We start from the raw sequence: 20380 nt of genomic DNA, 5'->3' as shown, positions 1-20380 counted from the left end.
ACCTCCAAAAACCGCGCAAGGCTCCCGAACGTCGCAAGCCTGGATGAAAACAAGAAGCAGGCCCGGAAGCAAGCCTTCGACTCCTTTGTGGCGTGAAGGCAGACTATCCTGGGGTACGGCGGACGAGTGCGCAGGCGTCTTGATCAAAATGGTGAACCGAAGCTTGGCGAATTGTGCATCGATTGACCGGGTGGCTTCCCCGCCCATCGCTGCGCGGCAATCTCTTCTCGACGACTGAGGAACGGCGCGCAGGCTGCCGGCGTTTTTCCATAAGGACCAATCCCCGGCCGCACCCGGCCGGGGATGTTTCGTCAAGCGTTGAGCGATTTGGCGAAAGGCATGACCCGGATCCGCTTGCCGAGTGCTTTGTACACGGCATTGGCGACTGCGGCGCCGATGGGCGGAACGCCTGGTTCACCGATCCCCGAAGGCGGGTTTGCAGAGGCGAGAATGTGCACCTCCACGGCTGGCATCGCGTCGATCCGAAGCGGCGTGTACAAATCGAAGTTGCCTTGATCGATCTTTCCCTCGGACAAGGTGATCTCCTCACCCATTATGGCGCCCAGGCCGAAGCCTATGCCGCCCTCTACCTGGGCTCGGACCTGGTCGGGATTGATCGCCAACCCGCAATCAACGGCTGCGACAACCCGCTCGACCTTGATGTTTCCGCTGTCATTGGCCGAAACCTCAGCAATCTGCGCCACCACCGTACCAAAGCTTTCCGCAACGGAAACACCCCGGAAGCGGCCGGCCGGCAAGGGCTTTGTCCATTCGGCCTTTTCCGCCGCGAGCTTGAGGACGACCGCGTGGCGCGATTGCGGCTCGAGCATCGACAAGCGGAACTCGATCGGATCGCGCCCCGTCGCCTCGGCGACTTCGTCCAGGAAGACTTCTGCGGCAAAAGCGGTATGCGTCGAACCTACCGATCGCCACCACAGGACCGGAACGCCGACCTCCGTTGTCGTCAGACCGACCGTCTGGTTGGCAATGGCATAAGGCAAATTGCTCGCCCCTTCCACAGATGTCGGATCGACACCGTTCTGGACCATGCCGTCAAACATGGTTTTCGAAACAATGGATTGACCGACCACATGATTGGTCCAAGCAATGAGCTTGCCGTGACCGTCTATCCCGGCTTTTAAATTGTGCACATAGGCTGGCCGATAGCGGCCGGCGCGCATATCGTCCTCCCGCGTCCATTGTACCTTCACAGGTGCCCTGTATCCGAGCGCCTTGGCGATATGCACCGCCTCGACGATCACATCGCCGTCGAATACCGCACGCCGACCAAAACTGCCCCCTGTTTTCATGACATGCAGATGCACCTTATCGGGCGTGATACCCACAATTTCGCTGGCAAGCGTCTGGTACACATCGGGGAACTGATGCCCGCCCCATACTTCCAGCGTTCCGTCCTCGTTCTTGCGCGCGACAGCGTTCAGCGGTTCCATCGCGGCGTGCGCCAGATAGGGAAACTCGAAGCTTGCCTCGATGACCTTGGCGGCGGACGCAAAAGCGGCATCGACGTCGCCATCCTTGCGCGCAATGGCTGCCGGAGCCTTGCCCGCCATGTCGTGATACATCGCCATCAAGTCAGGCGTACTGCGCTTTTCGGCACCGGTCTCATCCCACTCCACAGTCACTGCATCGCGGGCCTTGATCGCGGCCCACATCTGCTCGGCAACCACGGCAACGCCACGCGGCGTCTCGACGACGTCGACGACGCCCTTCATGGAACGGGCCGCTGCGGCATCGAAAGACTTGACCTTGGCGCCGAACAACGGCGGGTGAATCATCACAGCGGTCAGCATGCCCGGAAGCTTGACGTCGATCGTGTATTGCTCGGTCCCGTTGGCTTTGCGGGCACTGTCGAAGCGCTTCAGCTTGGTATTGCCGATGAGTTTCCATTCCCCGGGTTGTTTGAGCGTCACTTCGCTCGGCACCGGCATTGTCGCCGCCTTGGCTGCAAACATTCCGAACCCGCCACTCTTTCCGGACGGATGCGTCAGGATACCGTTTGCGATCGTGATTTCAGCCGATTGGACACCCCAATCTGACGCCGCTGCGGCAACCAGCATGGCGCGCGCGCCAGCACCCGCTTTGCGATATCGCTCCCATGAGGTGACCATGGACGTGGAGCCCCCCGTTCCCTGAATGGCGCCGCCGAAGGCGATGTTGCCGTAAGCCTTCACATTGCCGGCAACGCCCTTCACGTCGATCGTCGACCAGTCGGCGTCGAGCTCTTCCGCCACCAGTGTCGCCAGGCCATTATAGGATCCCTGCCCCATTTCGAACTGAGCGGAAAGCACGGTGACCTTGCCATCGCCGCCGATCGTCAGATAGGGGGTAAAGGCATGCGACCCACTCTCATCTGCTGCCGTCTCACTTGCGCTCGCGGGCGACGCCGCCAGGATGCGGTAGCCGATTGCGACACCGGTGCCGACAGAAAGTGCCCCAAGTAGGAATTGTCGCCGGGATGCCTGCACCTGTGCGGCGGGACGAACGAGAGATTGCATCAGTTTCGGGATCATGGCTCAGGCCTCCAGACGCTTGGCAGCTTCGTGAATCCCGGCGCGGATTCGGTGATAGGTGGCGCACCGACAGAGATTGCCGGCCATCGCTGCGTCGATGTCGTCGTCGGTCGGCTTCGGATTGTTTGTAAGGAGATCGGCAGCCGACATGATCTGGCCAGACTGGCAGTAACCGCATTGCGGGACATCGAGATCAGCCCAAACCGTCTGTACAGTTTCCGCTACCCTACCCGTCAGCCCCTCAATGGTCGTGACCTTCGCTCCGTCGAGATCGCCGACGAAAGTCTGGCAGGACCGCACGGGGACACCATCGACATGGACGGTGCAGGCACCACATTGTGCCATACCGCAACCGAATTTTGTGCCGGTCAGGCCGACGAGGTCGCGGATCACCCACAGAAGCGGCATGTCCGCCTCTGCTTCGACTTGATGCTCGGTGCCGTTGATCGTTAGAGTCACCATCGTGTTCTCCTTGTGGTGGGCGCGATGGCAGAGATTGATCCGCACACGCCGGATCACGCACTGCTGCCGTTTGCCAGTCTTGCGCGACTGTAGAGCACGACCGTGACGCGTGGTAGGTTCGATCCTGTCTGATTATTGCCTATTCCTGTCGGCTTTCGCGACACGCGACTTCAAGGGCCTGCTCGGATGGCCGTCACCTTAGGCCCGGCATCCTGTTAGCTAACCCACTGGGCCGCGCCCTGCCGAAGGGTCGGAATCCAGAATCCCCCTTATGTCACGTAGCGGGGGGTGACCGAATTTGCGCCGATACTCCCGGCTGAACTGCGTAGGGCTTTCATAGCCGACCCTGAGCGCGGCAGTTGTCGCATCAAGCGCCCCGGAAAGCATTAGCTCTCGCGCGTGATGCAACCGCAGATGCTTCTGGAATTGGAGCGGACTCATGGCAGTCATCGCGCGGAAATGATGGTGGAGCGTGGAGACGCCCATGTTCGCCATGTCAGCCAACTCTTCGACGCGCAGCGGCAAGGTGTAGTTCTCCTTAAGCCAGGCAACCGCCTTTGCCACGCGGTTGCTGTTGGTGCCAGCAAGCGCAAAACGCCGCAGTCGCGCTCCCTGCTCGCCCGAGAGCAGCCGATAGAGAATTTCTGCATGAATATGATTGGCAAGGAATGATATGTCCTTCGGCGAATTTGCGAGTAAAATCAGCCGCAGGAAAGCATCGAACAATTCCGGGGTGGCCGCGCCGATCGCGACGCCGCGATCAGGATCGGGCATCTCCGCCGGCTGTATATCGTATTCGGTAATCAGGCGCCGCAGTTTCTCAAGGTCAAGCCGCAACATAGCTGCTACATAGGGTTCCTCCTCGCTCGCCGCACAAATCTGGCCGGTCATAGGTAGGCCAACGGCGGTCAGAAAGAAGCATGATTCATCGTAGACGAGCGTTTCGTCGCCGACGTTAACCCGCTTGCTGCCTTTGATGATCAGCGAGACACTGGGTTCGTACACACTGGAAAAGGGACCGACAGACTCCACAATCCTGTAGAGCGATAGTCCTGGGATTGAATGCTTGAAGCTGAAACCGTCCCATGACAAGTGCGAGAGCGCGTCGAGAATACGCACTCGAATAGACGCGGTTCGCGCACTCAACTCCTCGCTTCGCTGTGGGTTTTGGTCCATTGGAGGCCCTCTTTCGACTCTAATCATCTATCCCGAAGACTATTTTCTGTCTTATCACATTTTTTTGATGTCGACAGAAATAGGCAAGAATATAACAGGATCGAGCTAACGCGCCGGGTGGAAGATCGCTACTGAATCTCCCGGCTGCTCCGCACGCAGGCGTAAATTGTGAGCCTGTCCACAGGATGGCAGACGTGCCAATCCCCCAAAACTGAAACCGAGAGGGCATCATTCGGCCATGACCATGAAAAAAACTGCGTCAATTGTCGTTCTCACCGCACTGGCGCTCTGTCCGTCGGTCGCCGCCGCAGAAGGCGATGCGAGCCGGGGTGAAAAGCTCTTTACCCGCTGCAGCGCATGTCACACGGTGAATGGCACGAACAAGATCGGCCCATCGCTCGCGGGTGTCGTCGGCCGCAAAGCCGGCTCGGTCAAAGGCGCACGCTATTCAAAAGCACTCGCCCAGGCAGATCTTGTCTGGACGGAGGAGAACCTGGATGCATATCTTGCCGCGCCGGTCACCCTTGTAGGCGGCACGACGATGACAGTCAGGATATCCAAAGACCAGGACCGGCAGGACCTCATATCCTATCTTAAGGCGCAACCCTGAGCGATCAGTGTTGAATGCCTGCATATCTCTTTTAAAATTATGCAGGCAGATCGTTCGAAGATGATGTCTGCTTCCTTGCCTGGCGCCAGCGAGCCAGCTTTCTTGGACAATTTTCGGCATCAGTGCGGCATGACAGTGCGGATGGAACGAGTACCGATCGGTGCACCGGTTTATCCGGTCGAGTGACGTCTCCGCCGCGACGGTGCTTGCTCGCCCACGCGCCAAGGATCAAACAACAGGGAAGTAAATCCTGTCCAGCCAGCGTCAGGATATACTCGTCCCGTGGCGGTCGCCCCGCTCCTACCCTTCACGCAGTCAGAAATCCATTCAAGCCAGGATCTTGCTGGATCGATTGTTCGCGGGAGAAGCTCCCGTGGCTGACGAAGGAACCATCTATGCCGCGATCTGATGGAAACCGTCTGAAGCTGGATATCCGGAGGCGCTGCGCCGTCCGACATCAGCTCGCCGCACAGCTTGGTTGGAAGCCAGCATCTCGACATCCCGCCCCTGTCAAAGTGAAAAGGGCAGAAAAACTTGTGCGCCTTGAAGGGATCAGAACCAACGACCCTGTTGTTACAGTTTTCATCTGTATCAGATTCTCTAGCCAAAACATGAACTTGGCCTGGCTGGGATGACTGGTTGGGGGCCGACCTACGGCATGGAAAGTTCGGGATGTTTGCGCTTCCTGCGCGAGCAGGTTATATACTGAACTAGATGGTTCAGTATATAAGTCCTCCCCTCGATCTCTCGTTTGCGGCGCTGTCCGATGCGACCCGCCGCGGGATCATCGATCAGCTTGGGCGAGGGGACGCGTCGATCACCAGTCTCGCGGATAAGTTCCAGATGACGCTGACCGGCATGAAGAAGCACGTCCAGGTTCTCGAGCAGGCGGGGCTGGTCGTCACGCAGAAGGTCGGACGGGTGAGAACCTGCAAGCTTGGGAAACGTGGCCTCAAGGCGGAGGCCGAGTGGATCGAGGCGCATCGCAAGCTCTTCGAGGCCCGCTTCGAAGCATTGGACGAAATCATCAGCGAAATGAAACAGGAGGGAAGCGATGAATCAGCAAGTTAACAGTGCAGGTGGTGCGAAGAACCTCACGTCAGTCGAGCGCCGAGGGGACCGCGAACTCGTTGTAACGCGGACATTCAATGCGCCGCCGAGCACGGTTTACAGGGCGTGGAGCCAGCCCGAGCTGTTCCAGCGCTGGTGGGTGCCAAAATCGGCATCCGGCGTTTCGCTTGTATCGTGCGATATGGACGTCCGTACCGGCGGCAAATATCGGCTGGAATTCGGCGCCGGCGGTTCGGACACCATGGCCTTCTACGGCAAGTATCTCGAGGTGGTGCCGAACGAGCGCATCGTCTGGACCAACGACGAGGGCGACGAGGGCGCGGTCACGACCGTGACCTTCGAGGACCAAGGCGGGAGGACGCTGCTGAATTTCCGCGAAGTCTATCCGTCCAAGGAGGCGCTTGAGGAAGCACTACAGGGCTCGGCGGCCGCATTGCCGGAGCAGTTGGAGCAGCTCGACGAATTGCTTTCCAGCATAGGCGAGTAGCGCGGGTCGGGAAACTCGCCTCGGGGAACGTCTGCTCTTGGGGAGGTGACCCCACCGGCCTTTCCGGCCAGAGCGAGGGCGTGTATCCGCCAGACATTCGCCGCTAATTCGAAAAGTACCGAAAGCTACCTTGATCAGGTCAGAGTGTCTTCTCACCGGATTGAAGGCCGTGATAAACGGCGCCTATGGGAATAAAGAACTATCTGATCGAAGGCAGTTCCGGCACTGGAAAAACGTCTGTCGCTACCGAACTGGAGCGGCGGGGCTACCATGTCGTCCATGGTGACCGGGTCTTGGCCTATGTCGGCGACCCCGAGACAGGCCACGCACTCGCAGGACCGCCCAAAGGCGCGGACCGCATCGTTTGGGGATACGCGCACTGGATTTGGCCGGTCGACAAGGTCCGCGCTATTGCTGCCGACACCACCCATCCTGCCACCTTCTTCTGTGGCGGCTCGCGCAATTTCGATAAATTCCTAGACCTATTCGACAAGGTTTTCGTGCTGGATATAGACGTTGAGACATTGAACCGGCGATTAGATGGGCGGCCAAATGAGCCGGGCTTCGAGCCGGCCGAGCGGGCGCTGGTACTCCACTACCATCATACCCGGGAATATCTTCCCGTCGGGATCAATATCGACACGGCGGGTACCGTCCCAAGTGTCGTCGACGATATCCTCGCTCAACTCTCCTGAAGCCCTGAAAGTATTGTGAATGGGATGGGAAGCACTCGATTATTGCGGGAAAGACGCTGGCCGCCTGAACGGCTCACTGGCGGCATTGTCGCTTTCGTAGCCGACCGGCAGTTTTCAGAACGACAAACCGGGTGTGTCAACGACCGTCTTGAGGGCGCGAAGCGGCCGTTCGGCGAAAGGTCTGTAAGGCAGTCAATGGAGGTGCTCATTGCAGTTCTTGAAGGGATATGAACCGGCGCTGTCGCCCTCAAATTATTCGAGCCTATTTCGCCCTCAAGCCAGCGGCAGCGACGGTCGTCGTAAAGCCGTTCCCGAGGAGGCATTATGCGATCCTGCGAGCACGGATCGGGAACCCAGATCGTTCGCTTCCGCTTTGCGCCAGGCGCGGAAGCCACACGAGCCTGTTTCTCATTGCGGCTATATCAGTGATTGTCGGTGTGGATCATTCAGGGGACGGTGCCCGCAGCCCTTAGTCGATCAATCACGCTTGGCGAGCCATGTTGCTTCGCGGCTCCAACTCAACATCGACATCCTCTGTGGATTTGATCTGCTGCACATCGACACCGAGCGCGGAAGGCAAGGGATTCGACTGCTGTCAAGCGTCGCTTTGAAGTCAGGCTCTCCGGGAAGTATAACGGAGTACCATATCACAACTCCAGCGATTATGGTCGCGACACTGTAGAGCGCCGACGAGCGCGGCGCTGCCCCGGATTCACCAGACCTTGCCGATGTCGAGCCTTACCAGGGCGAGATCGTGCTTTGCCCGGAGATATTCCAAGAGGTCAAGGAAGATTGATGCAGCGCTGGGGCTTAGCCGGCAAACATGAACACTGCAGCCCAGAATAGGCATGAAAGTTCACCTGCGACCAAAAATCCAATGATGGAGTCGTTCATGAGATCCTCCTCTGGCAACCTCCATTGCCATGTGGCGACTTTAAGGCACGGCAAAAGCCTGCGCTACCCCTGATTCTAACTAGCAGCGAACCGGCCATCACAACGGGCAGGGAGAGAACTCATGAACTTCGCCGACGCTATAACCGCCGCGGGAACGCGCCGGAGGGATGACGGCTATCTAGTCGCCGACAGTTGCGACCCTGCGCCGTGTTCGGGAAGCGACAAACCGTCCATGCGCCGCCCAGGATCTCGTGTGTTCGGAAGCGCTGCATAATCCGACAGTCCCCAATACAGTTGCCATAACTAAAAAACGGAAGCCTCGCTTGGCGCGGTCGAGGTGGGCTCTAACCACCACGTATTTCTTCATCGTGGCGCTTCAGGAGATCGGTACAGAATGACGCTCCCCGTTGGAATGATCTGGGAAAGATAGTCGAAATCCCGGATGTTTCCGGTAAGGACACTCGCACCCAATTGCCGCGCCTGCAGGAAAATCAGAGCGTCGTTGACAAACCGGCGCTCGTGACCCTCACCCTTTCGCACGTTGCTCAACCGAAAGAGCAAGCCGGCGAGGACGCCGGCTTGCCCCCAGATAGCAGCGTCCGGGGCATGAAGTCTGTGCTCCGGTATGTCGTCTACCGTCGCCTGAATTGTTTCCAGGACCGACTTCGTTGAAGCATGTTTCGGATCCAGGCGGCCAAATGCGTGGGTCAGTTCAGAGAGACACACAGCCGAATGGTGACATAGCCGGTATGTCAGAAGCGCATCGACCTCTGCCGGTGATCGTCCCTGCAGCACATCCAGATAGACGCTTGTGTCCAGAAACAGTGGACCACCAATGGTTGGCTCGTCATCGACCCAGAGCAAATCATCATCGGCCCGACGTTCGAGCGTTCCTAAGCGTTTTTGGGGCTTCAGTGATCGGAGGGTCTCGAAGAGATCAAATCCCAAGATCGATGTCCGCTGGAATGCTGCCCTTTCGGCCGACAAGGCGGCCGCCAAAGTCGTCCTCCAGCGCTAACCGCGACAGTGCCAGTTCCAACAGTTCCGTGTCGGAAGTGACGTGAGCTCGTTTCTTCGCGGCTTCGATCAACTCCGATGGTACACGCCCTGACAAACGTGTATTTTTCGCAGTGCCGAGAAGGCCAACGGCCCGCGCTTGCTCAAGCACCAGCTTGTTGCGAGTCAACGCAACCTTTGCCTCGTTTTCTGCAGCGGAACGGATTTGGGCACCCATGCTAGCCTCCTGTGTTAGACATAAAATAGATTCCGTTCAACATGAAAGCAAGGCGTATATCTTTAGCCCGGTGACCGGACGCTGTTTCCAGATCACGATGGACGTTTCCGACAGGCAGCGGTCGTCGCTGATTTCATAACATCCACGAAATCAACCTTTGATCCGCTTGAGCTAAGTCTTCCAGCACTTCGTCGCTGTGGCCGAGGCGGGGGAGCTGCCCTTATGGCTCAGGGCAGCAACCCGCGCCGAAACTCCCGCGAGACCTTCACGCCCTACCGGGGACTGATTACCAATCTTGATTTATCCTGAATGAGTTCGATGAGCTCGGCGATGCGTTGGTCGGATCGCCGTTCTGGAAGAATGTAGATCCCGACGGCTTGCTTCGGGGGCACTTCTCCCGCGAGCACGTCGACCATCTGGAACCCTTTGGCACGAAATATCGGCGCCATGAGATCCGTATGTTTTAGCACCGCATTGCTCGAAGCCACATACTCGAGACAGGCTTCGAGAGAGTCCGATGTAAACGCGACATAGTCCGGAAGCTCACCCGGCCGGCCGATGGCCTCCGCTTCCAGCAGGAGCCGTTGGTGTCTCGCCTCGGACGGGAAAGCCTCGGCAGAAGGATAGCTCAAGACCTCTTGCATGCTGCGTCTGGCGCCGAGCAACGGGTGGCCGTCCCGGCTGAAATAGCCGTCCCGGATCATTCCGAGCTGGATGAAATCGACACGCATACCTCGGGCAAGAGCCTCGATCCTGTGTCCGATGAAAAACACGATATCTCCGGCGAGAAGCTGGTCCATACAGCGAAGCGTGCTGCCGAGGCTCACGTTTACCGGGAATTCGGGGTGCGTCGCGCAGTAGTCCATAACAATCGGCTTCAGCAGCAGCTCCCACCAGGAGTAACCCGTACCGATACTAAGCCTCTCCTGCCGCAGCAGTTTCTGACGTTCGATCGCCGCCAGAGCGTTGGCATAGAGCCGACGCATCAGAGTGGCATGTTCGTAGAGTGTCTCGCCGTAGGTGGTGAGGACGACGCCACGAGAGGAGCGCTCGAACAACTCGACGCCGAGGTTCTGCTCAAGCTTCTTAAGGTTGAACGTCAGAGTGGGCTGGGTGACCGACAGCGAGGCCGCCGCCCTGCTGATATTTCCCTTGTCGGCAACCTCGAGGAACTGCACCAGCGCCCTATCCATATCTATCTCCCATAGACCAGATCTATATTAGTGCTGATATTTCGTATTTTTACTATGGTGTGGCAAGTGGTAGAAGCCTTGCATTGAGTTCGGATTGATCCTCGAAGGTCCTGCTGATCACTGTTATCGCGGTCATTGATTTCGAAGAGCTGCCAACAGTCGATAGACGAATGGTGGATTTGCAATGTTGGCTGGGATTGCCAGGAGGGACGCTATGCTTCGGTTTGCAGCGGTAGGCATCGACCATGGACACGTTTTCGACCACATCAAAGGCCTGCTTACCGCCGGGTGCGAATTCGTCGGATACTGTCCCGAGACCACCCCACCCAACGTTCTGGTAAAGCTTGCGACGGACTATCTCGACGTCCCGCAGGCCGATCGCGACGCGATCCTCGCCGATCCCTCAATCGATATCATCTGCATTGCCTCGATCCCTCGCGACAGGGCGGGCCTCGCCATACGTGCGATGCGTGCAGGCAAGGATGTCATGACGGACAAGCCCGGCGTCACGACCGTCGAACAGTTGTCGTCGGTGCGGAACACCGTCGAAGCAACCGGAAAGATTTTTTCGATCTGCTTCACGGAACGCCACAGCGTCCGCTCGGCAGTTAAGGCGGGGAAGCTCGTTCAGCAGGGAGCAATCGGGCAAGTCGTCCAGACGATGGGAATGGAGGCCCATCAGCTTCAGCTATCGGCGCGCCCGGACTGGTTCTTCGATCCGGAATATTTCGGGGGAATCATCGTCGATATCGCGTCTCACCAGATCGATCAGTTTCTGTTCTATACGGGCTCGGAGACTGCCGACGTCATTGCCAGCACGGTCGGCAACTTCGCAATGCCGGACAAACCGAAGTTCGAAGACTACGCGGACGTGCTGCTGCGCTCGGAGACTGCGTCCGGCTTTGCCCGGGTCGATTGGTTCACGCCAGACGGACTGGGAACCTGGGGGGATGGGCGGCTGACGATCCTGGGCACCAAAGGTTACATCGAGCTTCGCAAATACATCGATATCTCGGGTCGCCCCGGCAAGGACCACCTGTTCCTCGTGAATGACGCGGGGAGCACCTACATCGATTGCAGCGGTGAGAAGCTCGAATATTTCCAGGCGTTTGCAAATGATGTGCGCGATCGGACCGCAACTGCGATGACGCAGGCGCATGTCTACGAGGTCTGCCGGCTCTCGCTGGAAGCACAGGCAAAAGCCGTCCGAATCGGGAACCAACAGGGAAAGATCGGCAATGACTAGAAAATTACGTGTCGGCGTTGTCGGAGCTGGAATCGCGGCTCGCCACCTTTCCGGATACGATTGGGCGAAGGACCTCTTCGACGTCGCGGTGCTTTGCTCTCTTGATGAGGAGCGTGGCCGCGATCTCTGCACCCGCCATGGGATCGCTGAATTCACCACCGATATCGACACTTTGTTCGCCCGCAATGATCTCGATGTCATCGATGTGTGCACGCCTCCTGACTCTCATTTCGATCTTTGCAGGAAGGCATTAGAATCGGGCAAGCACGTCATCTGCGAAAAACCCCTGTTTGGCTCCATAGCTGAAGTCGATGAGATGTCGACAATCGTTGCCAGAGCAGGTGGCAAGAGGCTGATGCCGATCTTTCAGTACCGATATGGATCTGGGCTCCAAAAAGCTGAAGTTGCTGATCGAGAAGGCCCTGACGGGCCGTCCGTTCCTGACCACGATTGAAACACACTGGTGGCGCGGGCCGGACTACTATCAGGTTCCATGGCGCGGCAAATGGAAATCGGAGCTGGGCGGCGGGCTTCTCGGACACGCGATCCACGCACACGATATGCTCAACTACGTTCATGGCGAATGCCAGGACGTGTTCTCGTTCGACGCAACGCTTGTCAACGATATCGAAGTCGAAGATACGGCCGCCCTTTCGGTCAGAATGGCAAACGGCTCCCTTGCCACGCTTTCGATGACGCTCGGCTCCGTAAAGGAAATATCGCGTCTCCGCTTCTGTTTCCACGACCTCGTGGCGGAAAGCACTCTCGATCCTTATACGATGGGTCGCGACCCTTGGAGCTTCACGGCAGGAGACGAGGCACAACAGAAGCTTGTCGACCAACGCTTGCGGACTACGAGGTGAAGGAATACGGCTACACCCGCCAGTTCGAGCTTTTCCATCAAGCAATCACGGAAGGCAGAGAACTGCCGGTGACGCTTCTTGACGCTCGCCGTTCACTGGAATTGGTGACGGCTGCCTACCACAGCCAGCGCACAGGTCGGCCCGCTGCCCTTCCTATCACGATTGACCATCCGCTCTACCACTCCTGGCTGCCTGATGATCAGCGGTCGTCGCGACCGCGCTGATGACCATGTGGACTCCAACCCTATTCAACCCCGGCGGTGCCTGAGCGCATCCACCAGCAGGCTGAACGCAGGGGTCGGCTGGCGCCGGCTCGGGTAGTAGAGGTGGTAGCCCGGATAATACGGCGACCAGTCCGCCAGAACCTGCAGAAGTTCGCCACTCTCGATGAAGGGCAGCACCTCGGGTTCGGGAAGATAGGCAAATCCGGATCCGGCAGACTGGCAAAACAGCGGCCTGATCACTGCCCGCCCTCATGGGCGCACTCCACAGAGGGGTCAACATTCCATGCTTAAACACACGGTTCTGCGAGGGCATTAAATGCCCGCAGAGCCACCGCACAGCACCAGGCACAAAAGAGCAGTCTCCAAAGACGAAAACTCAAAGTGCTTGAAGCCAAGGCTTTCGAGACACTCGGTCTTTCGCCGGAGGCGACACCGGAGGAAATCAGGCCCGTTACAAGGAACGGCTCAAAATGCACCATCCCGACGCCAACCAAGGGAGCCGTACCTCCGAAGACGAGCTTCGTGCATCGATCGAGGCGCATAAGATCCTCAAACTGAACGGACATTGCTAAGGCTCACTCGTGGGATTGCCGTGTAGGGCTCATCCAATCCGACGTGGAGCATCGGCCCATCTTCCAGGCCTTCATCTTCCTGCGCGCAGGACAATGTTAACGAGCCTTAGTCTGGAGCCTGCGAAACAGTCGCGCAAAGCGGCGAAACTCGACCTCCTCACCTTCGAACCAGGCGTCCAGCCCACGGCAAGCAACCGGCTGCACGATCAGGAAACCCGCGGTTCCCGAGGAGATGTTATGCGATCCGGTTCTCCAGATCGCAAAGCAGATCGTTCGCTTCCGTCTGCATGCGCCGTCTCTTCAAGGATTTGGCGCTGGCGCGCCTCGACGAGTCGGCCATTGGAGGAAAATACAGCCCCACAGCTACTTCACATACAGCGCGCTTGATCTCTCAAGGTGCACCAACATTGCGACTTCGGCCCCATCGGCATCCGCTGCTGCCAGTCGATCTACTATCTTCTCGTGTTCAACAAGCGTGAACTTTTCCTTGCCGGTCCAAATGAGCATGTCGGTGTGATATTCCTTGAGCCAGGCTAACATCGCCTCGCTGACCGCAACGAAGATCGGATTGCCCGAGATCTGAGCGATGCGAGTGTGAAATTGCATATCGGCGGAAATGAATTCTTCGGCTTTTCCCAACGATCGCCGCTGCCGTCCGAGGATTTCGCGCAGTTCTTCGACATCCCGTTCCGTGGCTTTTGCCGCTGCTTCGCGCGCCATGCCCCGCTCGAAAAAAATACGCGCGCTTTTCAGGTGTTCCAGCGAGTCGGATGATCGCGACAACATGATCTTCGCGGTCGCATCGACTTGCCGGAAGATGGACTGCGCGGTCAACTCCAAAACCTTCGCGCGCTCGCCATGCGAAATCGCCACGAGGCCCATGTTCGCCAGCGATTGCATCGCTTCGCGTATCGCCGGGCGCCCCACGCCAAAGCGCTCCATGAGGACACGTTCCGACGGCATGTCGTCGCCCGGCTTCAATTCACCCGATGTAATCATCCGCTCAAGGCGGTCAAACACTTCATCGGAGAGTTTGCGCCTCACGATCTGCTCTACTGGCTGGCTCATGCTGACTCGCTGGATCAAGGTCTCCCCTCCTTATGCACCTGAGTGAGCTGGCAAGGAAAGATCAAGTGGCCGTTTTTTGAGCCGAAAACTTTCCAGGGACAGCCTAAAACATCTTGCGCGAATGGAATACTCATTATACCAGATCATGAGGTGACGTCATCAATAAACGTGTTGGCATAAAGGAGCAACGGACAATTCATGATGATCACCATCACCTACCGTATTGAAACGCCCGGCAGCGTCGAGGGCATGGCGGAAAAGATCGCCAGCGATCAATCGACAGGCACATTCGTACCGGTTCCAGGGGAGACGCAGGAGCTAAAGGCGCGCGTCGCCGCTCATGTGCTTGCCATTCGTCCTCTTCCCGACGCGCCGTCCCCAAGCTGGCCGGAAGCACCGGCGGGGCACGGCGTCATCCACCGCGCCGACACCGATATCGCCTTTCCGCTCGATGCCATCGGCACCGATCTCTCTGCCTTGATGACCATTGCTGTCGGCGGCATCTTTTCCATTCGCGGCCTGACCGGCCTCAGGGTTGTGGATCTCAAGCTGCCGGAGGCATATCGCGGCGCCTACCCCGGCCCGCAGTTCGGTCTTGCCGGAAGCCGGAGGCTCACCGGCGTCTACGACCGCCCGATTATCGGCACCATCGTCAAGCCGGCGCTTGGCTTGCGTCCGCAGGAAACCGCGGAACTCGTCGGCGAACTCATCCAATCCGGCGTCGATTTCATAAAGGACGACGAGAAACTGATGAGCCCGGTCTATTCTCCGCTCGGGGAACGCATTGCCGCCATCATGCCCAGGATCCTCGATCATGAGCAGAAGACCGGCAAGAAGGTGATGTATGCGTTCGGCATCTCCCACACTGATCCGGACGAGATGATGCGAAACCACGACCTCGTTCTGAAGGCGGGTGGCAACTGCGCCGTCGTCAACATCAACTCCATCGGCATGGGCGCCATGGCATTTTTGCGCAAACGCTCTGGCCTCGTGTTGCATGCTCATCGCAACGGTTGGGACGTGCTGACGCGTCATCCCGGCATTGGTTTCGATTTCAAGGTCTGGCAGCAGTTCTGGCGTCTGCTCGGCGTCGACCAGTTCCAGATCAATGGTATCGGAGTCAAATACTGGGAACCGGACGAGAGCTTCGTCGAATCCTTCAAGGCTGTCACTACGCCACTGTTCGACGCGTCCGACTGCGCGCTTCCCGTTGCAGGCTCCGGTCAATGGGGCGGGCAAGCGCCCGAAACCTACCGCCGCACCGGCCGCACGACGGATCTTCTCTATCTGTGCGGCGGCGGCATCGTCAGTCATCCAGGTGGCCCCGCCGCCGGTGTGCATGCCGTGCAGCAGGCCTGGCAAGCAGCGGTTGCGAACATTCCGCTCGAAACCTATGCCGAGGACCATCCGGAGTTGGCGGCGTCGCTCAAGAAATTCGGCAAAGGCGAGTGAGAGCCATGACGAAACACGATCTACTCCTTTCCTATTATGGCGACGACCTCACCGGTTCCACCGATGTGATGGAAGCGCTTGCCTCCAACGGCGTGGAGACTGTCCTGTTCATGGACATCCCGGATGAAGGTCTTCTGCATCGCTTCAGCCATTGCCGCGCGATTGGTCTTGCCGGCACGAGCCGCAGTGAAACCCCGGACTGGATGGATGAACACCTCACGCTCGCCCTTGCTTGGTTGAAAGGCCTGAATGCCGCCATCTGCCACTACAAGGTTTGCTCGACCTTCGACTCGAGCCCGCAAATCGGCAATATCGGCAAGGCGGTCGAGATCGGAAAGAAACTGTTCGATCAGGCCTATGTTCCTCTCGTCGTCGGCGCGCCGCAGCTGAAACGCTATACAGCTTTTGGCCAACTCTTCGCTGCCTATCAGGGCGAGGTCTATCGCATCGACCGGCACCCGGTGATGAGCCGCCACCCTGTAACCCCCATGGCCGAGGCTGACCTGCGTCTGCACCTCAAAGAACAGACGGCGCTTGAGACACGGCTTGCCGATCTCCCGATGCTGGCCGCCACAGACGCCGATGACAAGATTGATGCCCTCTGCGAACACGCAGACGGCATGGTACTCTTCGACGTCGATAGCGTCGCAAGCCAGATCAATGCCGGTCGCCAGCTCTTCCGGCTGAAGCCCGGCAACGGCTGGTTCGTCTCGGGTTCTTCTGGCGTCGAATACGCGCTCCTTACCGCCTGGTCGCAAGCCGGGCTGACGTCGGGACGCGGGACGTTTCCTCTCCCCGGAAGGGCTGATCGCATCGCCGTCGTTTCCGGCAGCGTCTCGCCCACCACAGAGCGCCAGATCCGCCACGCCACCGAAAACGGCTTTGCCGGCATCAACCTCGAGCCGATGGAACTGCTCGGCGAGAACGGTAACGCTGCGCTGGAACGTGCCGTCGCCGCGGGCATCGAATGTCTGCAACAGGGCAGCAGCGTCATCCTCAACACTGCACTCGGCCCATCCGCTGACCGTCGCAGCGATATCGACAGGATTGCCGGTAGCCGCCATCGCCTCGGCCGAATGCTCGGCAAAATCCTGCGTCGCCTCACTGAGGAACAGCACCTGAAACGCGTCGTCATCGCTGGTGGAGACACGTCAAGCCATGCGCTGCGGGAGTTGAACGTGGAGGCGTTGACGACCCTGCTACCGCTGCCCCAGACGCCCGGTTCCCCCCTCTGTACAGCCCATGGCACGCACGCCGCGACGAACGGACTGCAGATCGCCCTGAAGGGCGGCCAGGTGGGATCGGATGCCTATTTCTCGCAGATCCGGGACGGCGTGCAGGCGTAATCGAGGGAGAATGAAACGATGACGTTCTGGGTAGGGACGAGCTTCAAGATGAACAAGCTGCTCGCGGAGGCTCTCGCCTTTGCGAATGCTCTTGTCGTTACGGATGCCGCGCGCGATGCGCGCATTCAGCGCTTTGTCATCCCGCCGTTCACCGCCGCGCGTGAGGTCAAGGCGGCGCTGAACGGTACCTCTGTGAGGGTTGGAGCCCAGAACATGCACTGGGATGATGCCGGCGCCTGGACCGGCGAGATCTCTGCGCCGATGCTGGTCGATTGCGGGCTCGATCTGGTCGAACTTGGCCACAGCGAGCGCCGAGAATTCTTCGGCGAGACGGACGAGACCATTGGATTGAAGGTCGAGAGCGCCGTGCGTCATGCTTTGATTCCGCTGATCTGCATCGGCGAGACGCTTGTGGAGCGCGAGGGCGGGCGGGCGGATGCGGTGCTGAAGGCGCAGGTCGAAGGTGCTCTTGGGCGGCTTCAAGGCGAGGCTAAGAATGCTGACATCCTGATCGCCTACGAGCCAGTCTGGGCGATCGGCGTCAAGGGCATTCCGGCATCCTCGGACTATGCCGATGCGCGCCATGCGAAGATCTCCGAAGCCGCGCAAGCCGTGCTCGGGCGAAAAATCCCGGTGCTCTATGGCGGTAGCGTCAATCCAGACAATTGCGTGGAGTTCGCCGCCTGCAGCCATATCGACGGGTTGTTCATCGGCCGCTCGGCCTGGGCGGTTTCCGGCTATCTCGACATTCTCGGCCGCGTCTCCAAGGCGCTCCCTCAACCAGGCCACGAAAAACGGAAGGATACCCCATGAATATCGCGATCGGAGCAGACAGCGCGGGCAAGCCGCTGCTCGACGTCATAGCCGCCCACCTCGCCACCCGGCCGCACCTTAAGGTCAGCGACCTCAGCCAATCCGGCTACTATGCCGACCTGTCGCTGGCGCTGGCGCAGACCATCATCGATGGTCAGAACGAGCGCGGCATTCTGATCTGCGGCACGGGCATCGGCGTAGCGATTTCGGCCAACAAGGTTCCCGGCATCCGCGCCGCTCTGACCCACGACACCTATTCGGCTGAACGCGCGGCGAAGTCTAACAACGCGCAGATCATCACGATGGGTGCCCGTGTCATCGGCCCGGAACTTGCCAAGAGAATCGTCGACAAGTGGCTGGAATCCGACTTCGACCCCAACGGCGCGTCGGCCGAAAATGTTGAGGCCATCAACCGGCTGGACAGGGTGAAGTAACCGAGCAAGCGGACTGCGATGCCGCTGAATTTTCTTTTCTTAGTAAGCGAAAAAATTCGTCAGCTCTACTGATATACTGATTGACTCATTATACCAGTTGGCTATAGTCGTCGCCAACCAGACACACGCGAGGAAAAATGACTTCAATTGCTCTCTTCGGCGCCGGCGGCAAAATGGGCTACCGGCTGACCAAGAACTTAAAAGGCTCACGCTTTGACGTGCGCCACATCGAAGTCAGCGATGCGAGCCAGGCGCGGCTGAAAAACGATCTCGGGATCTCCTGCGTACCGGCCAATGCCGGGCTGGATGGCGCCAACGTTGTCATTCTCGCCGTTCCAGATACGGCAATCGGCAAGGTCGCGGCCGGTATCGTCGACAAGCTCGCAGCGGGCACCATGGTTGTGGCTCTCGACGCAGCGGCCCCCTTTGCCGGCCACCTGCCGGTGCGGGCCGACCTCACCTATTTCGTCACCCATCCCTGCCATCCGCCGATCTTCAACGACGAAACGGACATGGCCGCGAAGAGGGATCATTTCGGCGGCCTGTTTGCCAAGCAGCATATCGTTTCCGCCCTGATGCAGGGACCGGAAGAAGCCTACGCCCTCGGCGAAGAGATCGCCAAGGTCATCTGGTCGCCGGTCATGCGCTCGCACCGCGTTACTGTCGAGCAGATGGCGATGCTGGAGCCGGGCTTATCGGAAACCGTCTGCGCTTCGCTGCTGGTCGTCATGAAGCAGGCCATGGACGAGTGTGTGAAACGCGGTGTGCCGGAGGAGGCCGCCCGTGACTTCCTGCTCGGCCACATGAACGTGCTCGGCGCCGTGATCTTCGGCGAAGTCCAGGGCGTGTTCTCCGATGCCTGCAACAAAGCCATTGAATTCGGCATCCCGGCGCTGATGCGCGACGACTGGAAAAAAGTCTTCGAACCACAGGAGATCGCCGAGAGCATTCGGCGCATCACCTGACGAAACGGGGCGAAAGCCCCGTCAATCATCGGCCCTGACGGGAGCGGGGTCGTTCAATTTTTTCACTTGGGAGGAACCACATGAAACTGACACGCAGACTAACCCTTGCCGCCTTTGCCGGCGCCCTTTCACTGGGCGTTGCCATGCCGGTCTTTGCCGCCGACCTCATCGCAATCATCACCCCCTCGCACGACAACCCCTTCTTCAAGGCGGAAGCCGTCGGCGCGGAAGCCAAGGCCAAGGAACTCGGCTACGAGACCCTGGTACTCGTCCATGATGACGACGCCAACAAGCAGTCGCAATTGATCGACACCGCTATCGGCCGCGGCGCCAAGGCGATCATTCTCGACAATGCCGGCTCGGAAGCCTCGATTGCCGCCGTTCAGAAGGCCAAGGACGCAGGCGTCCCCTCTTTCCTGATCGACCGCGAAATCAATGCCACCGGCGTTGCCGTCTCGCAGATCGTTTCCAACAACTATCAGGGCGCGCAGCTCGGTGCCGAAGAGTTCGTCAAGCTGATGGGCGAGGCCGGCAACTATGTCGAACTGCTCGGCCGCGAAGCCGATCTTAACGCCGGCATCCGCTCCAAGGGTTACCACGACATCATCGACGAATATCCGGACATGAAGATGGTTGCCCAGCAGTCGGCCAACTGGAGCCAGACGGAGGGCTACTCCAAGATGGAGACCATCCTGCAGGCGAACCCGGATATCAAGGGCGTCATCTCCGGCAACGACACGATGGCCATGGGCGCGATCGCCGCTCTCCAGGCCGCCGGCCGCAAGGACGTGATCGTCGTCGGCTTCGACGGCTCCAACGACGTGCGCGATTCGATCGCCTCCGGCGGCATCAAGGCGACAGTGCTGCAACCCGCGTACGCGCAGGCTCAGATGGCAGTCGAGCAGGCCGACGTCTTTATCAAGACGGGTAAGGGACCGGCCGAGGAAAAGCAGCTCATGGATTGCGTGCTGATCAACGGCGAGAATTCCGCCAAGCTCGAAACCTTCGCGCTCACCAACTGATCCTCCCAAAGGATGCGCGCAG

Annotated in this window: 18 protein-coding genes and 4 pseudogenes; 13 read left to right on the top strand and 9 right to left on the bottom strand. The window is 59.0% G+C overall.

Annotated elements, in window-relative coordinates; all coding sequences use genetic code 11:
* Positions 1 to 311: 311 nt before the first annotated feature.
* The 3 genes from ACSQ2W_RS23230 to ACSQ2W_RS23220 all read right to left on the bottom strand — a co-directional run bounded on the left by ACSQ2W_RS23230 (position 312) and on the right by ACSQ2W_RS23220 (position 4169).
* Positions 312 to 2531, bottom strand: coding sequence for a molybdopterin cofactor-binding domain-containing protein (locus ACSQ2W_RS23230; protein ID WP_436088504.1), 2220 nt, complete (start codon positions 2529 to 2531; stop codon positions 312 to 314).
* 3 nt (positions 2532 to 2534) lie between these two features.
* Positions 2535 to 2993 carry a (2Fe-2S)-binding protein gene (locus ACSQ2W_RS23225; protein ID WP_112858283.1) on the bottom strand — a complete coding sequence of 153 codons (459 nt, stop codon included), beginning with the start codon at positions 2991 to 2993 and terminating at the stop codon, positions 2535 to 2537.
* Between the two features lie 219 nt (positions 2994 to 3212).
* A complete protein-coding gene (locus tag ACSQ2W_RS23220) occupies positions 3213 to 4169 on the bottom strand; it encodes an AraC family transcriptional regulator N-terminal domain-containing protein (RefSeq protein ID WP_436088503.1) in 957 nt (318 codons plus the stop codon).
* Between the two features lie 238 nt (positions 4170 to 4407).
* Between ACSQ2W_RS23220 and ACSQ2W_RS23215 the strand changes: the two genes are divergently transcribed.
* Positions 4408 to 4779 (top strand): c-type cytochrome, encoded by a 372-nt coding sequence (locus ACSQ2W_RS23215; RefSeq protein ID WP_436088502.1) that lies wholly within the window; start codon positions 4408 to 4410, stop codon positions 4777 to 4779.
* A 119-nt stretch (positions 4780 to 4898) separates the two neighbouring features.
* Here ACSQ2W_RS23215 and ACSQ2W_RS23210 read toward each other — a convergent pair.
* Positions 4899 to 5071 (bottom strand): annotated as a pseudogene (locus ACSQ2W_RS23210) (winged helix-turn-helix transcriptional regulator); the annotation flags it as partial.
* 422 nt (positions 5072 to 5493) lie between these two features.
* On the opposite strand from ACSQ2W_RS23210, the gene ACSQ2W_RS23205 reads away from it, so the two are divergent.
* The 3 genes from ACSQ2W_RS23205 to ACSQ2W_RS23195 all read left to right on the top strand — a co-directional run bounded on the left by ACSQ2W_RS23205 (position 5494) and on the right by ACSQ2W_RS23195 (position 7032).
* Complete coding sequence (locus ACSQ2W_RS23205; protein WP_436088501.1) at positions 5494 to 5850, top strand: ArsR/SmtB family transcription factor; 357 nt, start codon at positions 5494 to 5496, stop codon at positions 5848 to 5850.
* Positions 5834 to 6337: an SRPBCC family protein gene (locus ACSQ2W_RS23200; protein WP_436088500.1), complete on the top strand. Its 504-nt coding sequence runs from the start codon at positions 5834 to 5836 to the stop codon at positions 6335 to 6337. The genes ACSQ2W_RS23205 and ACSQ2W_RS23200 overlap by 17 nt, the downstream gene beginning before the upstream one ends.
* A 185-nt stretch (positions 6338 to 6522) precedes the next feature.
* Positions 6523 to 7032 (top strand): nucleoside kinase, encoded by a 510-nt coding sequence (locus tag ACSQ2W_RS23195; RefSeq protein ID WP_436088499.1) that lies wholly within the window; start codon positions 6523 to 6525, stop codon positions 7030 to 7032.
* A gap of 1257 nt (positions 7033 to 8289) precedes the next feature.
* Here the strand turns inward: ACSQ2W_RS23195 and ACSQ2W_RS23190 are convergent.
* The 3 genes from ACSQ2W_RS23190 to ACSQ2W_RS23180 form a co-directional block, all read right to left on the bottom strand.
* A complete protein-coding gene (locus ACSQ2W_RS23190; protein WP_436088498.1) occupies positions 8290 to 8874 on the bottom strand; it encodes a type II toxin-antitoxin system VapC family toxin in 585 nt (194 codons plus the stop codon).
* Entirely contained in the window at positions 8864 to 9160 is a 297-nt protein-coding gene (locus ACSQ2W_RS23185) for a hypothetical protein (protein ID WP_436088497.1), read from the bottom strand. Before ACSQ2W_RS23185 ends, ACSQ2W_RS23190 begins: the two co-directional genes overlap by 11 nt.
* A gap of 272 nt (positions 9161 to 9432) precedes the next feature.
* A complete protein-coding gene (locus tag ACSQ2W_RS23180) occupies positions 9433 to 10353 on the bottom strand; it encodes a LysR family transcriptional regulator (protein ID WP_436088496.1) in 921 nt (306 codons plus the stop codon).
* Between the two features lie 214 nt (positions 10354 to 10567).
* Between ACSQ2W_RS23180 and ACSQ2W_RS23175 the strand changes: the two genes are divergently transcribed.
* Both ACSQ2W_RS23175 and ACSQ2W_RS23170 read left to right on the top strand, forming a co-directional pair.
* On the top strand, positions 10568 to 11599 hold the full coding sequence (locus tag ACSQ2W_RS23175; RefSeq protein ID WP_436088495.1) for a Gfo/Idh/MocA family protein: 1032 nt from the start codon (positions 10568 to 10570) through the stop codon (positions 11597 to 11599).
* Positions 11592 to 12686 (top strand): annotated as a pseudogene (locus tag ACSQ2W_RS23170) (Gfo/Idh/MocA family protein). The gene ACSQ2W_RS23175 and the pseudogene ACSQ2W_RS23170 overlap by 8 nt, the downstream one beginning before the upstream one ends.
* Positions 12687 to 12710: 24 nt before the next feature.
* Here the strand turns inward: ACSQ2W_RS23170 and ACSQ2W_RS23165 are convergent.
* Positions 12711 to 12896 (bottom strand): annotated as a pseudogene (locus ACSQ2W_RS23165) (LysR substrate-binding domain-containing protein); the annotation flags it as partial.
* A gap of 87 nt (positions 12897 to 12983) precedes the next feature.
* On the opposite strand from ACSQ2W_RS23165, the pseudogene ACSQ2W_RS23160 reads away from it, so the two are divergent.
* Positions 12984 to 13258, top strand: a pseudogene (locus tag ACSQ2W_RS23160) (J domain-containing protein); the annotation flags it as partial.
* A gap of 363 nt (positions 13259 to 13621) precedes the next feature.
* Here the strand turns inward: ACSQ2W_RS23160 and ACSQ2W_RS23155 are convergent.
* A complete protein-coding gene (locus ACSQ2W_RS23155; protein WP_436088984.1) occupies positions 13622 to 14326 on the bottom strand; it encodes a transcriptional regulator NanR in 705 nt (234 codons plus the stop codon).
* Between the two features lie 198 nt (positions 14327 to 14524).
* Here ACSQ2W_RS23155 and oiaX point away from each other — a divergent pair, with 198 nt between their 5' ends.
* The 6 genes from oiaX (at position 14525) to ACSQ2W_RS23125 (ending at position 20358) form a co-directional block, all read left to right on the top strand.
* Positions 14525 to 15778 (top strand): 3-oxo-isoapionate-4-phosphate decarboxylase OiaX, encoded by a 1254-nt coding sequence (oiaX, locus tag ACSQ2W_RS23150; RefSeq protein ID WP_436088494.1) that lies wholly within the window; start codon positions 14525 to 14527, stop codon positions 15776 to 15778.
* 5 nt (positions 15779 to 15783) lie between these two features.
* Complete coding sequence (locus ACSQ2W_RS23145; RefSeq protein WP_436088493.1) at positions 15784 to 17124, top strand: four-carbon acid sugar kinase family protein; 1341 nt, start codon at positions 15784 to 15786, stop codon at positions 17122 to 17124.
* A gap of 18 nt (positions 17125 to 17142) precedes the next feature.
* On the top strand, positions 17143 to 17937 hold the full coding sequence (locus tag ACSQ2W_RS23140; RefSeq protein WP_436088492.1) for a triose-phosphate isomerase: 795 nt from the start codon (positions 17143 to 17145) through the stop codon (positions 17935 to 17937).
* On the top strand, positions 17934 to 18371 hold the full coding sequence (gene derI, locus ACSQ2W_RS23135) for a D-erythrulose-4-phosphate isomerase (RefSeq protein ID WP_436088491.1): 438 nt from the start codon (positions 17934 to 17936) through the stop codon (positions 18369 to 18371). The genes ACSQ2W_RS23140 and derI overlap by 4 nt, the downstream gene beginning before the upstream one ends.
* A 137-nt stretch (positions 18372 to 18508) precedes the next feature.
* Positions 18509 to 19336: a phosphogluconate dehydrogenase C-terminal domain-containing protein gene (locus ACSQ2W_RS23130; RefSeq protein ID WP_436088490.1), complete on the top strand. Its 828-nt coding sequence runs from the start codon at positions 18509 to 18511 to the stop codon at positions 19334 to 19336.
* 80 nt (positions 19337 to 19416) lie between these two features.
* Positions 19417 to 20358 carry a D-ribose ABC transporter substrate-binding protein gene (locus ACSQ2W_RS23125; RefSeq protein WP_113005607.1) on the top strand — a complete coding sequence of 314 codons (942 nt, stop codon included), beginning with the start codon at positions 19417 to 19419 and terminating at the stop codon, positions 20356 to 20358.
* Positions 20359 to 20380: the final 22 nt, after the last annotated feature.

The organism is Pararhizobium sp. LjRoot255, from assembly GCF_964252905.1.
GTDB lineage: Bacteria > Pseudomonadota > Alphaproteobacteria > Rhizobiales > Rhizobiaceae > Pararhizobium.
Note: the sequence above shows the minus strand (reverse complement) of the source record. Positions and strands in the feature narration are given on the sequence as shown.